At 43.4% G+C, this 14,996-nt stretch carries 15 protein-coding genes and 1 pseudogene; 7 read left to right on the top strand and 9 right to left on the bottom strand.

Annotated elements, in window-relative coordinates:
* Positions 1-184 precede the first annotated feature (184 nt).
* Positions 185-793 carry a class I SAM-dependent methyltransferase gene (locus H8A87_RS13430; RefSeq protein WP_198690463.1) on the top strand — a complete coding sequence of 203 codons (609 nt, stop codon included), beginning with the start codon at positions 185-187 and terminating at the stop codon, positions 791-793.
* A 258-nt stretch (positions 794-1,051) separates the two neighbouring features.
* Here the strand turns inward: H8A87_RS13430 and pgl are convergent, their stop codons facing one another.
* Positions 1,052-2,038: a 6-phosphogluconolactonase gene (gene pgl / locus H8A87_RS13425; protein WP_198690462.1), complete on the bottom strand. Its 987-nt coding sequence runs from the start codon at positions 2,036-2,038 to the stop codon at positions 1,052-1,054.
* 148 nt (positions 2,039-2,186) lie between these two features.
* Between pgl and H8A87_RS13420 the strand changes: the two genes are divergently transcribed.
* Positions 2,187-3,002, top strand: a complete 816-nt coding sequence (locus H8A87_RS13420; protein ID WP_198690461.1) for a pyridoxal phosphatase — start codon at positions 2,187-2,189, stop codon at positions 3,000-3,002.
* Between the two features lie 121 nt (positions 3,003-3,123).
* Here the strand turns inward: H8A87_RS13420 and modC are convergent, their stop codons facing one another.
* Genes modC through modA form a run of 3 tightly spaced genes read right to left on the bottom strand, consistent with a single transcriptional unit; the run spans position 3,124 to position 5,671 of the window.
* Positions 3,124-4,197, bottom strand: a complete 1,074-nt coding sequence (modC, locus tag H8A87_RS13415; RefSeq protein ID WP_198690460.1) for a molybdenum ABC transporter ATP-binding protein ModC — start codon at positions 4,195-4,197, stop codon at positions 3,124-3,126.
* On the bottom strand, positions 4,191-4,883 hold the full coding sequence (gene modB, locus H8A87_RS13410; RefSeq protein WP_198690459.1) for a molybdate ABC transporter permease subunit: 693 nt from the start codon (positions 4,881-4,883) through the stop codon (positions 4,191-4,193). The genes modC and modB overlap by 7 nt, the downstream gene beginning before the upstream one ends.
* Positions 4,884-4,900: 17 nt before the next feature.
* Positions 4,901-5,671 carry a molybdate ABC transporter substrate-binding protein gene (modA, locus tag H8A87_RS13405; protein WP_198690458.1) on the bottom strand — a complete coding sequence of 257 codons (771 nt, stop codon included), beginning with the start codon at positions 5,669-5,671 and terminating at the stop codon, positions 4,901-4,903.
* A 137-nt stretch (positions 5,672-5,808) separates the two neighbouring features.
* On the opposite strand from modA, the pseudogene H8A87_RS13400 reads away from it, so the two are divergent.
* Positions 5,809-7,052 (top strand): annotated as a pseudogene (locus H8A87_RS13400) (MFS transporter).
* Between the two features lie 133 nt (positions 7,053-7,185).
* On the opposite strand, the gene H8A87_RS13395 reads toward H8A87_RS13400, so the two are convergent.
* A complete protein-coding gene (locus H8A87_RS13395; protein ID WP_198690457.1) occupies positions 7,186-7,329 on the bottom strand; it encodes an AcrZ family multidrug efflux pump-associated protein in 144 nt (47 codons plus the stop codon).
* A gap of 171 nt (positions 7,330-7,500) precedes the next feature.
* On the opposite strand from H8A87_RS13395, the gene modE reads away from it, so the two are divergent.
* The 4 genes from modE to gpmA all read left to right on the top strand — a co-directional run bounded on the left by modE (position 7,501) and on the right by gpmA (position 12,138).
* Positions 7,501-8,292 (top strand): molybdenum-dependent transcriptional regulator, encoded by a 792-nt coding sequence (gene modE, locus H8A87_RS13390; RefSeq protein WP_198690456.1) that lies wholly within the window; start codon positions 7,501-7,503, stop codon positions 8,290-8,292.
* Positions 8,293-8,546: 254 nt separating this feature from the next.
* Positions 8,547-10,031: a molybdate ABC transporter ATP-binding protein ModF gene (gene modF / locus H8A87_RS13385; protein ID WP_198690455.1), complete on the top strand. Its 1,485-nt coding sequence runs from the start codon at positions 8,547-8,549 to the stop codon at positions 10,029-10,031.
* A 275-nt stretch (positions 10,032-10,306) separates the two neighbouring features.
* On the top strand, positions 10,307-11,152 hold the full coding sequence (locus H8A87_RS13380; protein ID WP_198690454.1) for a CPBP family intramembrane glutamic endopeptidase: 846 nt from the start codon (positions 10,307-10,309) through the stop codon (positions 11,150-11,152).
* Positions 11,153-11,385: 233 nt separating this feature from the next.
* Positions 11,386-12,138 (top strand): 2,3-diphosphoglycerate-dependent phosphoglycerate mutase, encoded by a 753-nt coding sequence (gpmA, locus tag H8A87_RS13375; protein WP_198690453.1) that lies wholly within the window; start codon positions 11,386-11,388, stop codon positions 12,136-12,138.
* Between the two features lie 92 nt (positions 12,139-12,230).
* On the opposite strand, the gene aroG is transcribed toward gpmA, so the two are convergent.
* The 4 genes from aroG to H8A87_RS19920 form a co-directional block, all read right to left on the bottom strand.
* Positions 12,231-13,283, bottom strand: coding sequence for a 3-deoxy-7-phosphoheptulonate synthase AroG (gene aroG, locus H8A87_RS13370; protein ID WP_198690452.1), 1,053 nt, complete (start codon positions 13,281-13,283; stop codon positions 12,231-12,233).
* Positions 13,284-13,528: 245 nt separating this feature from the next.
* A complete protein-coding gene (gene pnuC, locus H8A87_RS13365) occupies positions 13,529-14,254 on the bottom strand; it encodes a nicotinamide riboside transporter PnuC (protein ID WP_198690451.1) in 726 nt (241 codons plus the stop codon).
* Between the two features lie 42 nt (positions 14,255-14,296).
* Positions 14,297-14,551, bottom strand: a complete 255-nt coding sequence (locus H8A87_RS19925) for a hypothetical protein (protein WP_332460371.1) — start codon at positions 14,549-14,551, stop codon at positions 14,297-14,299.
* On the bottom strand, positions 14,536-14,799 hold the full coding sequence (locus H8A87_RS19920) for a hypothetical protein (protein ID WP_232370246.1): 264 nt from the start codon (positions 14,797-14,799) through the stop codon (positions 14,536-14,538). The genes H8A87_RS19925 and H8A87_RS19920 overlap by 16 nt, the downstream gene beginning before the upstream one ends.
* Between the last annotated feature and the right edge of the window lie 197 nt (positions 14,800-14,996).

Below are 14,996 nucleotides of genomic sequence, written 5' to 3'. Positions count from 1 at the left end.
TTGTTATTTGACAGCTAATAGATTGCAAATTGCAATACTGTAGCAAAGGAATAGACTCCAGTCACATAGCTAGCTATGTGACTGGAGTGAATGATCACAGTTTATGCCCGAAAACATTGCAATTACGCTATGAAAATGACATATTTTTCATATTCATCATAATTTATATTTAATAAAGTAACCAATGAAAACAAACTATAATTTAATCAGCCAAGATTTTATTAAAATAAGACAAGCTTTACCTGAAAGAGATTTAGCTATTTTTGAGCTGTTTAATGATAACCTACCTCATGCTTGTAAGATACTGGATATTTGTTGTGGACACGGTTTTCCTATTGCTAAATTTTTATCTGATAAGGGCCACTATATTTTAGGTATAGATAATTCGGAGAACCTTCTTGCCTACGCTAAAACCAAACTTCCTCAACATCATTGGGTTTTGTGTGATATTCATGACTTAGATATACATTCTCAATTTGATGGTATTGTGATGTGGGATGCTATTTTTCATTTTAATCGTGAAAAACACCCTGCCTTTTTGAGAGAGATATATCGTCTTTTAAAAGATGATGGTGTTTTTATTTTATCCAGCGGAGGGAGTGAGCCTGATATTCCTGAGTTTTACGATCATATTTTTGGCACTGAATTTTACTATGATTCATTATCGGTCAGTCAGATGAAAAGTCTATTGGAAGATATTGGTTTTACAGTTCAATATTCTTCCATGCTGAATCCCCCTGACGGCAACAGAGATAAAGGCAGAGTTGGGTTTATAGCCAAGAAAATAAATTAACTTTCATCATTCTTAAATAACCCTTTCAAGCCAATGAGATTACCAAAGGGATCTTTAACTTGGCACATCCCCAAACCACTATCAATCTGCATTGGCCCACAGTAAAGTTGGGCTCCTAAGGTCTGGAAAAGTACGTTTATACCATGACAATCCGGCTTTAACATCAGGAACAGGGATAAGTAAGATAGCTGGTTTCATGTTCATCTTCTTGAAATAAAAATCACACCAATGCCGCGCCCAACACTGCGCGGCTCAGGTTTACCGTGCCAATACCGTAACCCACATCGGGCCTTTGCCAACCGGATAACACGCCAGTCGGGTTAATTCCCCTGAATATTTGTCAATACGCGATACTGAAATGTGATCCGATTTTTGCCCTGATGCAATCAGGAAGTTACCACTGTGATCAATGGCAAAGCCACGGGGTTGGGTTTCTGTCGGATAATGTCCGGCTAATGTCAAGTAATAGCCATCTTCTGAGACGCGGAAATGGCTGATCAGGCTTTCTGAGCGCTCGCTGGTATAAAGATGGCGACCATCCGGTGTAATGTGAATATCAGCCGACCAACGAACACTGGAAAAACCCAATGGCAATGAATCAACCGATTGTACAATACGGTATTTTTCCCATTTGCGCAGAATTTCAACAGTAGAATCCAGTTCATTAATACAATAAATTGTCTGTTTTTTCGGATGGAATGCCATATGACGTGGGCCAGCACCTGCTGCCGTGGTGATTTCATCCGCCCGGCTTTCTGTCAGGTAACTCTGCTCATCCAAATTGAAAATACGAATATGGTCTTCTTTCAGGCATGGAACCAGTAATTGACGATTTTCCCGATCAATATTGGCCGAATGTGGCGCTTGCAGACCTTCCACAATTTGAACCGGCGCTTTGGCGATACCTTTTTCATCAATCGGATGGACGCTTAAGTTATTGAAGCTGTAAGAAGCAGAAAATAAAAAACGCCCTGCCCTGTCTGTTGATATATGGGTAGGGCTACCCGGCAATGGAGCAATGGCCTGCTGCTCAAGACGCCCATCTTCCCCGATGGCGTAAGTCACGATGCTGAATTGAGGGCGAATCCCCACATATAAGTGTTTACCATCAGGATTAATCACCATTGGCTGCACTTCACCCGGCACATTCACTGTCTGGAGAAGCGAAAGTTCTCCTGCTACATTGAGCGACCATACGTGAATCTGACGGCTATTCGGGCTAGCTGTATAAACCACCTGTTTCATTTTCTCTCCTTAATGCTTCATCACCATTTCATTCATCTGTAACGATTCTTGAAAAGTTTTGTCTGTTAAACTGCTCATATGACGGTTTAACTATGTTTAACTACTGTATAATATTTGTTTATATCATAGACAACCTAGAGGCCAACTCATGTCATATCGCGTTATCGCGCTGGATCTAGATGGGACACTACTCGATCCGCAAAAACATATTCTGCCAGAATCACTAGCCGCCCTGAATGAAGCCCGCCAATCTGGTATCAAAGTTTTGATTGTGACTGGCCGCCATCATGTCGCCATTCATCCTTTCTATCAAGCGCTGCAACTCGATACTCCTGCCATTTGCTGCAATGGGACTTATTCATATGATTATCACGCAAAGAAAGTGCTGGCTTCTAACCCTCTCTCCATCCAAGAAGCCTCTCAAGCGCTTTCATATCTGCAAGGCACGGAAATTCAGCATCTGATGTATGTTGATGATGCCATTTTATATGAGTTTCAGCATACTGTAGCTCGAACTCTGGCATGGTCAGGCTCTTTGCCTGAACATCAGCGCCCCAATATCCAGCAGATCAGTAATTTTCGAGATGCAATCCACAATGTGAATTTCATTTGGAAATTTGCTACCAGCTCGTCCAATTTAGTGAAACTACGTGAGATCAGCGAACAAATTGAGGAAAATATTGGCCTTGAGTGTGAATGGTCATGGTTTGATCAGGTAGATATTACCAAAAAAGGGAATAGCAAAGGTATGCGTTTGCAGCAATGGGTGGAATCTCAAGGCATGAGTATGAAAGATGTGATTGCTTTTGGTGATAATTATAACGATCTCAGTATGCTGGAAACCGCCGGGCTGGGCGTTGCCATGGGTAATGGTGTTGATGTGGTCAAAGAGCGGGCAGATATTGTCACGCGGGATAATACCCAACCCGGCATCGCTGAAGTGATTCGGAAATACGTGCTGTAATTACCTTCGGTATTAATGGGAGCAAATCAGTCGTGAGCGATTCACAACTGTGCTCCCTACATTCGTTTATCCCCTTCATCTTTCAAGCTACTGCTTTGTTGGCGGCACTGTAACTTGAAATCTATTGGGTATATAAGTGGCGATTTAACGAGGCACTCTTTATCTGCGCATACAGCCATTGCCCTGCCCGCAAGTTGAGCTCTTCCCGCGCCCAAGGGGTAATTCTCGCCCACAAGCAATGTTCACTCAGTGCTAGTTTGACATCAACCTGGCCATCGTTTTCAAAAAACTCAACGACTTTTACTTGCAAGATATTACGAATGCTGCTGACTCTTGGAGGTTCCAAAACCAAAGAAACATCTGATGCATCAATGCGGATACGTAAATCAGTCCCCGGGGCTACATCAAGTTGCGGCAACCAAAGGGCTTTATCAGCCGCTGCCACTGCGGTCATTTGATAACGCTGATGGTGTTCCATGACAGAAACTTTCAGTATGCTGCTAAGACTCTCTTTTTGCAGCCACGGACGCAATACACTGCTCGACCAAACATCTTCCAGTGTGCCCGTCGCTCTGACTTTTCCCTTATCCATGACAATCACGTTATCTGCCAAACGCAAAATTTCATCCAAACTGTGACTGACATACAAAATCGGAATTTTGACGTCTCCAGACAGTTTCTCGAGATAAGGCAATAATTCACGCTTGCGTGGTAAATCCAGCGAAGCCAGCGGTTCATCCATGAGCAGGATTTCAGGAGCAGTCAATAATGCCCGACCAATCGCTACCCGTTGTTTTTCTCCGCCCGATAACGTGATGGGAAAACGTGACAGTAAGTGCTCAATGCCCAATAAGCCAATGATGCTCTCAAACTGCGGTTTCATCTCTGGCGCCATACCGTATTGTAAGTTGCCCTTCACGCGATAATGCGGGAAAAGGCGCGCATCCTGAAAAACATAGCCAATCCGACGCTTTTCCGGTGGCAAAAAGTTTTTCTGCTCCACATCCACTAAGGTACGACCATTTAAAACAATTCGACCTTTTTGTGGACGGGTTAAACCTGCAATGACGTTGATCAGTGAGGTTTTTCCGGCACCAGAAAGCCCAAATATGGCGGAAATGCTTTTTGTTGGTAGAGAGGTATCAACCTGCATATGCAGCTCACCCAAACGCTGCTCAAAATCCAGTTCTAACATGCTGCCCCCAGACGTTTTCTACCCCAACGTGTCAGCCATTCGGACAGCATCAATGAAATCAGTGCCAACGCAATCGCAATCACACACAGACGTGCTGCGGCTGTTTCAGCACCGGGCATTTCGATCAATGTGTACATGGCAAGGGGAATAGTTCGGGTCTCTCCCGGAATATTTGAAACAAAAGTGATGGTGGCCCCAAATTCTCCCAGCGATCGAGCAAACGCCAGTACCGCACCAACAATGATGCCCGGTAATGACAACGGCAAAGTAATGGTGAAAAAGACTTTAAACGGACTCGCGCCCAATGTACGTGCTGCCTGTTCCAGACGTCGATCTATGCTCTCCAGTGATAACCGGATGGCCCTGACCATCAGGGGAAAAGCCACCACAGCCGAGGCTAATGCTGCCCCCGTCCAATTAAATGCGAAGCTGACACCAAACCAGTCATAAAAAAATTCACCAATGACTCCACGACGCCCCATGCTGATGAGCAGCAAATATCCAACCACCACGGGCGGTAATACCAGAGGCAGATGGATAATGCTATCAAGCAGAGACTTCCCAAAAAACTGACAACGAGCCAGCATCCATGCCATTAAGATCCCGAATGGCAAACTGAATAACACAGCAATACCTGAGGTTTTTAAGCTCAGTAAAATAGCCTGCCATTCGTATTCACTTAACATCTCCAAAAGATCAATTCCTACAGTGGACTGAAGCCGTAACGTTTGAAAATAGCAGTGGCTTCAGGGGTTTTGAGGTAATCATAAAAATCGCGAACAGCCTGTTTTTCATGACCTTTGATTATTGCAACCGGATATTCCACCGGTTTATGGCTCTCTGGTGGAAAAACGCCCACGACTCTCACTTTACTGCTGGCAACTGCATCAGAACCGTAGACAATACCCAGTGGTACTTCTGCCCGCTCCACCAGCGCCATACCACTGCGCACATTATTGGTTCGTGCCATCAGTGGGTTAACCGTATCCCATGCATTCAGATATTGCAGCGACTCCTTAGCATAAATACCCACTGGTACATGATCCGGATCGCCAACCGCTAAACGCTCTCCCGCCAGCAAAGATTTCCATTTTGTTTCTTGGTTGATTTCAACCTTGTCCAATTTGCTCTCTTTAGGGGCAATCAGGACAAGCTGGTTACCCAACAAGGTATGACGGGTATTTTCAGCAATTAATTGTTTATCAGCGGCATAATTCATCCATTGCTGGTCGGCAGAAATAAAGATATCTGCTGGCGCTCCTTGCTCTATCTGACGGGCTAGTGTCGAAGACGAAGCGTAGGAGGCAACGATATCTCCCTGCTTTTCTTTTTTGTATTGTGCAGCAATATCATCAAGTGCGTTCGTTAATGAAGCGGCAGCAAAAACTGTCACTTTATCTGCTGCCCAGACGTTTCCAGCAAGCGCAAAAGAAACCACAGCCCCCGCCAGTAACTGATAAACTTTCTTTTCCATTTTATATTCACCTAAGATAATCAATATGGTTCGTTGTATATAACAAGGTATAACGTTAAATGAAAATGCTATTCTGATATTAATCGGCAGGTTGTGAGCCAGTTTTAGTTTTTGTATTAATTCAATGTAAATAAGGAATACCATTGTCACATACAACCCCCTCACAAAAGACACTGTTGCAAAAAGGCATCACTAAACATCGACTACTGACGATCGCCGGCTTAGGGTGGATGTTTGATGCTCTGGATGTTGGCCTTCTATCGTTTTTACTCGCTGCCCTAAAACAGGACTGGGGACTAAATACACAGCAGCTTGGCTGGATAGGTAACATTAACTCGTTCGGCATGGCAGTCGGAGCCTTTGTCTTTGGAGTGATGGCTGACAAAACAGGGCACAAGTCAGCCTTTATCGTCACATTGTTGCTGTTTAGCGTCGACAGCGGATTAACGGCATTAGTTTCCACACTCGCAGCATTACTAGTGCTGAGTTTTATTATAGGCATGGGACTGGGCGGTGAACTACCAGTGGCATCAACGCTGGTGTCTGAAAGTGTGGAATCCCATGAGCGCGGACGCATAATCGTGGTGCTGGAGAGCTTTTGGGCCTTTGGCTAGCTGGCAGTAGCACTGATTGCCTATTTTATTATTCCCAATTACGGATGGCGTGTTGCCATGCTATTGAGCGCGCTACCCGCGTTTTACGCTATCTACCTGCGTATACATCTGCCCGATTCGCCGCGTTATACGCAAATGTCTTCCCAAAAAATACGCTTCTCAATTGTGGATAACATACGGGCAGTGTGGTCTACGGACTACCGTCGGGCGACAATTATGCTGTGGATTTTGTGGTTCTGCGCGGCGTTTTCCTATTATGGTATGTTCCTGTGGCTGCCAAGCGTAGTGATACTTAAGGGATTTAGTCTGGTAAAAAGCTTCCAATACGTGCTAATCATGACGCTGGCTCAACTTCCCGGCTATTTTACCGCTGCCCGGCTGATTGAACGCTACGGGCGAAAATTCGTTCTGGTAAGCTATCTGACAGGAACTGCTGTTTCTGCTTACTTCTTCGGTATTGCCGACAGTATTACCCAGCTTCTGATTTTTGGCATTTTGCTATCATTTTTCAATCTTGGTGCTTGGGGTGCTATTTATGCTTACACGTCTGAGCAGTATCCGACCGCTTCCGGGCGACCGGTGCTGGTATAGCTGCGGCAATTGGGCGAATCGGCGGTATTCTTGGGCCACTGATGGTAGGCTATCTGATAGCGATAAACGCCTCAATTTCGCTGATTTTCGCCCTGCTCTGTGCCTCAATTCTGGTGGCTATGGTGGCGGTCATTTGGCTGGGAAAAGAGACGCGCCAAACGGAACTAATACCATAAAGAAAAAGACAAACCCTATTTAAACAATAGAGTTTGTCATCGAACTGTTTGTCATCGCACTTAACCCTAGATAGACAGATCTATGTGGGAAAGATTAGAGAATAGAAACACGGGCAATCAGGTTAGATCAAAACTACGGTTCAATACTGCCTTTCGTTTCATTTTTGGAAATGATATTAAACAATCCGCCAAGCCCGTAAATCAGCGCCAAAATAGCGGCCATCACCACGGGAACCATGATCAACGCAAATCCCAAACTTTTAAGCAATTCAAACATGCTAACCTCATATCCTGAGTGACTAACAAATTAACTGTATCACACCTGAATCTGACACAGACGTTAATCTAACCATTCTAGACAATAAAACAGTAACAGTAATCGACGAAACGTGCGATTCTTATGATTCTATTGTAAAAACTCCCAAATAGTTGCCCGAAATAAATCATTATGCAAGCCCAAATATTATTAACACTCAAATTGCAGCAACGCATTTTCGCTGATCCCCGACGAATTGAGTTGCTTAAGAAAATTAAAATCACCGGTTCTATCAGTCAGGGAGCAAAACAGGCTGGGATCAGCTACAAAAGCGCTTGGGATGCCATCAATGAAATGAATCAGCTCGCAGATGAGATATTGGTGGAACGGGCCACGGGCGGAAAAGGCGGCGGCGGTGCTCAACTTACGCGTTATGGTGAACGTCTGTTGCAACTTTATGATCTACTGGAAAAAATTCAACAAAAAGCGTTTGATGCTCTGAAAGAAGATTCGCTCCCCTTGGATAGTCTGCTTGCCGCTATCTCTCGATTTTCTTTACAAACCAGTGCCCGAAATCAATTTTTTGGTACGATTATTGAGCGCAACCATGAAAATATCCAACAGCATGTTCGTGTCCTGCTGGCGGATGGAAAAACATCGATCTATGCGGCTCTAACGGAACAAAGTGCAAACCGGCTGAATTTAGTGAAAGGGAAAGAAGTTCTCGTGTTGATTAAGGCCCCGTGGATAACCTTAACTAAAGGACATATCTCCCCCTCTTCATTCGATAATGTCCTATCCAGCCAGATTAGCCATATTGAAACGGGAACAGAATACAGTGAAATTATCTTGACACTTGATGGCGGTGAATCTCTTTGCGTTACGTTATCTAATCAGCAAATAGAGAACTTGAATCTCCAGCCCAATGATTCTGTCACCGCACTTTTCGATGCCGATAAAGTGATTATTGCCACTCTGTGCTGAATACCAGGTACTGAATACTAAAAACTGAATGTTTTGTGTTAACCACATCTTCCCCTGATAAATCGGCTTGTCAGGGGGGAATTGCGATGCTTCTCCCGTTTTCGGCAATACGATACCCAGCAATACGATATCCCCAATACATTTCAAAAATTATTAACCCTCAACGAATAACAGGCGACTACGCATTGACATTGTTCACTATTCCGCTTATTTCTGGTGATTCTTTAGTTGATGTTGCTTAAAAAGGAATAAGAATGTCTGGGTTGCAAATAACACAAGGTAGTTTCCGTTTAAGTGACACCCGTACCCTGCGGCTACCGTCACTGAAAATTATTTCTGGGGAAAGTTGGGCTTTCGTTGGCGCAAATGGCAGTGGAAAATCTTCGTTGGCCCGTGCTCTGTCGAATGAATTAATTCAACTGTCAGGTGAACGCCATTGTTCATTTCATACACCAGTACGCCTCTCTTTCGAACAATTACAAAAACTGATCGATAAAGAGTGGCAGCGTAATAATACAGATTTACTCAGTGAAGGCGAGGAGGATACTGGGCGCACTGCCGCAGACATTATTCAACTTCACCATAAAGACAATGAACAGTGCCTTGAATTGAGCGAGTATTTTGGTATTAAGGATTTGCTCTCGCGACGATTCAAATATCTCTCAACCGGAGAAATCCGTAAGGTTCTGCTTTGTCAGGCATTGATGGCAGATCCCGATTTGCTGATCCTTGATGAGCCTTTTGACGGGCTGGATGCTTATGCACGAGAGCAACTTTCCCAATTATTGGGATCGCTGGTAGCAAAAGGCATTACTCTAGTGTTGATCTTGACCCGATTCCATGAACTCCCTGATTTTGTCGAAAAAGTCGGTGTACTGGCTGATTGCTACCTGACTTTGGCCGGGGAAAAAGAAAGCATTTTGGCAGAATCTCTCGTGGCACAATTAGCACACAGTGAAGAGCTGAAAGACATTCATCTTCCCGAAACAGATGAATACCGTGCTGATGAGCAACTTCCGGCCGATCAGCCATTGGTGTCAATGCGTAATGTCACCGTTCAATATAATGACAAACCCATTTTGCATGGCCTGAACTGGCAAGTGGATCCTGATGAACACTGGCAAATCACCGGCGAAAATGGCGCAGGTAAATCGACACTCCTGAGCTTGATTACAGGCGATCATCCTCAGGGTTACAGTAATGAGTTAATATTATTTGGTCGGCAAAGAGGCAGTGGCGAAACGATCTGGGACATTAAACGCCATATTGGTTACGTCAGTAACAGTATTCATCTTGAATATCGCGTCAGTACCAGCGTTCGCAATGTCATTCTTTCGGGTTTTTTTGACTCAATAGGACTTTATCAGGCAGTTTCAGATCGACAACAACAACTGGCTGATGAATGGCTGGATTTATTGGGATTATCAGGAAATCCGGCAATTAGCCCGTTTCACAGCCTGTCATGGGGGCAGCAACGACTCGTTTTAATTGCCCGTGCTTTAGTGAAACATCCCGCCTTACTGATTCTGGATGAACCATTGCAGGGACTGGATCCCCTCAACCGTCAGTTAGTCCTGCGCTTCATTGATATCATGATCTCCAAGGGTGATACGCAGCTTTTGTTCGTTTCTCATCATCAGGAAGATGCACCAGAATGCATTACCCATCGCCTAAAATTTATTCCTGATGGTGATATTTATCGGTATGAAACCGACCCTGTTCCCCAAAAATCGCTGTAATCTGTTTCTGATTTACTTTCTTGCTGTGATTCCTCCTTGATAGGGGGGAGTCCAGCGTTATTTCTCTTCTATTCCAATACTGTCTATATCCCCTTCGTCTTTCAAAGTGCTGCCTGGTTGGCTACGCTGCAACTTGAAAACTATTGGGTATAAACGAAAATGCTACTTTTTTGATATTTTTTATTATTCTTTTTGAATTTTTTACCCATTACTATACAATTCCTGCCTATTTTTAGACTATTTAATTAGTTTTTTCAGAAATAACAGGGAATTATATGGCTTGGGCATTACTTGCCGTTTCATTGGCATTTTTAGATAGTCGCCAGAAAATTGCTTTTCTCATCGCACTCTTCGCTATCATTGCCGGAATTAGCACTAACATACTTACCTACCCCGCAATAATCACGCTGATAGTGATTACCGTTTTGGGTGTGGCACACGTTTACTGTAAAAAATACGTTTACTACAAAAAATACCTTGTATTCAAAACGATCACAGAGTTGTTACTGCTCATTTCTGGTATTTTACTGTTTATGCATTACCTTCCGGGCTTTCATAATCTCAAATATCTGGATAAGGTACAGACGGGCCCACTCAGCGCACCTTTTTCAATGTATTTCAACTTTGACAAAGCGCTGTTGCCATTCATCTTATTATGCTGTATGCCTACTTTGTTCACTCGAAAACCTGTGGTTAACACACCTCCACATGGATGGGCGCTATTAATCGCAACCATTCCAGCATTATTGGGTCTTGCGACAGCATTAGGCGGATTATCTGTTGAACTGCATTTACCCAATTGGTTTCCTGCTTTTGTCGTCGCCAATATTTTCTTTGTCTCTTTAGCTGAGGAAGCGCTGTTCCGCGGCTACATTCAGCAAAAGCTGAGCCAGTGGATGAACCCCTACTTCGCCCTTGTGATGACTTCCCTGCTGTTTGGTGCCGCTCATTTTGCTGGTGGCAGTCTGCTGGTGATTTTCGCGACATTGGCAGGGTTAATTTATGGTCTAACGTGGATGTGGAGTGGTCGTTTATGGGTGGCAGTTGCTTTCCATTTTTCACTCAATCTGATGCATCTACTGTTTTTCACCTATCCAATAAAATTAGTGGTCATGCACTAAGCTGAATTTTACTTGATCTGAACTGTTATCCTCCAGCTCTCCATCGTCGGAATACAGTTCAGATCAGACACAGTGTCCTCCCAATCAAATATATGCCTGCCGTAGCTGCCACCAAATATGATTTAAAACAGGAGGTACGAGACTATTGTTTGCCGTTTCGGTCTATCGCGCCATATAATGCCCGCAGCGATCATTTCATTTCGTATTAAAAAGTACTGATAGGAGTTTAAGCTATGGCTGTAACCAAACTGGTTCTTGTAAGGCACGGAGAGAGTGAGTGGAACAAAGAGAACCGTTTTACTGGCTGGACTGACGTTGAACTGTCTGACAAAGGCCGCACTGAAGCACAACAAGCTGGTCAATTGCTGAAACAAGAAGGCTTCGCTTTTGATTTCGCCTACACTTCCGTTTTAAAACGTGCCATTCACACTTTGTGGAACATTCTGGACCAAGTCGATCAGCAATGGCTGCCAGTTGAAAAAAGCTGGAAACTGAATGAACGCCATTACGGCGCGTTGCAAGGTATGGATAAAGCAGAAACCGCTGCTAAATATGGCGATGATCAAGTTAAATTGTGGCGCCGTGGCTTCGCTATCACTCCTCCTGATTTGACCAAAGACGATGAACGTTACCCTGGCCATGACCCTCGTTACACAAACCTGAAGCCAGAAGAACTTCCAGTAACAGAAAGTCTTGCAACTACCATTGAGCGTGTTGTTCCTTATTGGGAAGAAGTTATCAAACCCCGCGTAGAAAAAGGCGAAAAAATCATTATCGCCGCTCACGGTAATTCTTTGCGCGCACTAGTCAAGTATCTGGATAATATGGGCGAAGAAGAAATTCTTGAGCTGAATATTCCAACTGCTGTGCCATTGGTTTATGAGTTTGATGAAAACATGAAACCTATCAAACACTATTATCTGGGCAATGCTGATGAAATCGCTGCAAAAGCAGCTGCGGTAGCAAACCAAGGTAAAGCGAAGTAATCCTTAAGGATCGCGTCAAAAATAAGGCCAAAAAGCCGGAAATAACTCCGGCTTTTTTTATACGTTTTGTTGTAATGATTTTTTGCGGTAAATCAGCTTCTGCGACTCTTGATAGCCTGAGACAACTGGCGTAGTAACGTTTCCGTATCTTCCCAGCCAATACAAGCATCTGTCACACTCTGACCATAAACCAAAGGTTCCCCACTCTCCGGATTTTGGTTCCCCTCAACCAAATGGCTTTCAACCATGACACCAATAATTTCATTCTCGCCGCCAGCGATCTGATCACAAACATCAGCACCTACATCCATTTGTCTTTTGAACTGCTTCGCGCTGTTTGCATGACTGAAATCAATCATCACACGAGGAGCCAATCCTGCTTTCTCTAACCCTTCTTTAACGGCACTGACATGCTTGGCACTGTAATTCGGTTCTTTACCACCACGCAGAATAATATGGCAATCGTGGTTACCTGTTGTATTAACAATCGCAGAGTGACCCCATTTCGTGACAGACAGGAAGCAGTGCGATGAACTGGCTGAGTTAATGGCATCAATAGCGACTTTAATTGTTCCATCCGTACCATTTTTGAAACCAACCGGACAAGAAAGACCAGATGCCAACTCGCGATGAATCTGAGATTCCGTTGTACGTGCACCTATTGCGCCCCAGCTCATGAGATCTGCCAAATACTGAGGACTAATCATATCAAGGAATTCGCTCGCCGCAGGAAGCCCCATATTATTAATATCGAGCAACAGCTTACGGGCGGTACGTAATCCATCGTTAATGTCAAAACTACAATCCATATTCGGATCGTTAATCAATCCTTTCCAACCTATGGTTGTACGGGGTTTTTCAAAGTAAACCCGCATGATAATTTCCAAATCGGCTTTCAACTCTTCACGTAATTTATTCAAGCGACCCGCATATTCTAATGCCGCTTGTGGATCATGAATTGAACATGGGCCAATTACTACCAATAGACGATCATCTTCACCAATTAAAATATTATGAATAGATTCTCGTGCCTTACGAACAGTAATAGCACTATCTTCTGTCGCAGGAAATTTTTCGAGTAATGCAACTGGTGGCAGTAATTCCGTTATTTTTCTTATTCTTATATCGTCATTCTGGTAGTTCATTGTCCTTTCACCTAATGTGTTTACAGTTATTTGAAATAATTTTGTGATCTCAATCTAACTGTTAGGCGTTGTGCTGTAAATAATCTTTGTGAGTAAAAAGAGGATACTTTTTTTATAAAAAATGCCATTAAACGTAAAAATGATGTTAATTCAGATAAATGGACTAATAAGAAGAGAACTTTTTGTGGCAAAACACCAAATAATCGGCCATAGGTAGATTGATTACCTATGACCGATTATTGATTTTAATTTACGTTTTCTTTCGGCTGCTTTCCGTTATGTTTAGCAGCCTTGATCCACAGGCGAGCGCCATTCAGTGCAATACCCGTCAAAATAATATATTGCAACGACATCGCCAGAACGCCTTGATGATAATAAATCACCACGCTGATGACATTGATAACGACCCATATCAGCCAATTTTCTACATGCTTACGGGTCATCAGTATCATTGCCACTACCGATAATACCGTCATCACCGAATCCCAGAATGGGAAAGCATCTGGCTGCAAGGCAGGCATTGTGATAGCAAAGCCCATACCCTGTAACGCAAGAACCACCACTTTTGCCATGTAGCCAAAGATTTGATCAATATTGAACGTCATGACCAATATGGTAAATATGGCAACCGCAGCAACCATGACCATCTGTTTGGGATTGAGCCAGCGGATTTTAAGTTCCACTTGTTTTTGGTCATTCACTCGGCTCCAGGCATACCAGCCATAGAGATTAGCAGCGAAGAAAAAGATTTGCAGAATGAGGCTGGCGTAGAGTTGAATTTGAAAGAAGATCACAGCAAATAATGAGACATTAATTAGTCCAAAGAGGTAATTAATGATTTTCTCCTGACTCGCGAGCCAGATACATAATAAGCCCGCTATCGTACCAGTTGCTTCAATATATGAAAGGTTATAACCGCCTGTTCCTAATGAGATATGTACCAATATGTTATCAATGTTGAAAAAATCCATGCATCCTTATCCTTACCATGAGTAATATTTACAAACGTGAAATCATGAGATAATTTCATGACGGTTCGGCGTTTGTGAATACAAAAGATCCGCTGCGCGGTTACAGAGTTCAGTAAATATAGCAATTTCACCTTGAGACATTTTAGACTCTACAATGTCGGCCATATTGTGCCTACTTGACTCGGCACAGTGCAAAAACATTAATCCCTTTTGGCTTAATCTGGTAACCAGCTCACGTTTATCGTTTTCCCCAGACTCTTGCTCAATAAGCTCCTTGCCCTTTAGTGAACGTAGAATTTTAGAGGTCTTAGAACGGGTAAATCCCAGCTTTTCAGGTTCATAGGCTGAAACTGTCGAAGTAGATGCAATGTATCATATTGAGCCCAAGACACGCCTTCCGGATTCGTAATGGTTCTTCTTGCGACAAGAACACATTGTAGTCTTCCTAATGCCTTTTCAAAAGGGGTTACTAAGAAATCATGGATGTTCTGCTTATCTGTTACGGTTTCCTCGCCTACATTACTCAATTGATTATCTGCTTTCATACGACCTTCTTAAATGGTGTCTTCTAAGTTAATTTAATAAAAAATAAAGGGCAATTTCGTCATTATACCGCGAATAACGGTTATGTATTAAATAGTTAGTTGCTGTGATATGCTTCCGACTTTTTAAGGATGAAGCATGGCCCAAGTTGACGTCTATTGCCGTTATTGTCACCAATCAGAATCGGTCAAAGGACATG

It is taken from the genome of Xenorhabdus lircayensis, assembly GCF_016306625.1.
In the GTDB taxonomy this organism is placed as follows: Bacteria; Pseudomonadota; Gammaproteobacteria; order Enterobacterales; family Enterobacteriaceae; genus Xenorhabdus; species Xenorhabdus lircayensis.
This window is presented reverse-complemented; position numbering and strand designations above follow the sequence as displayed.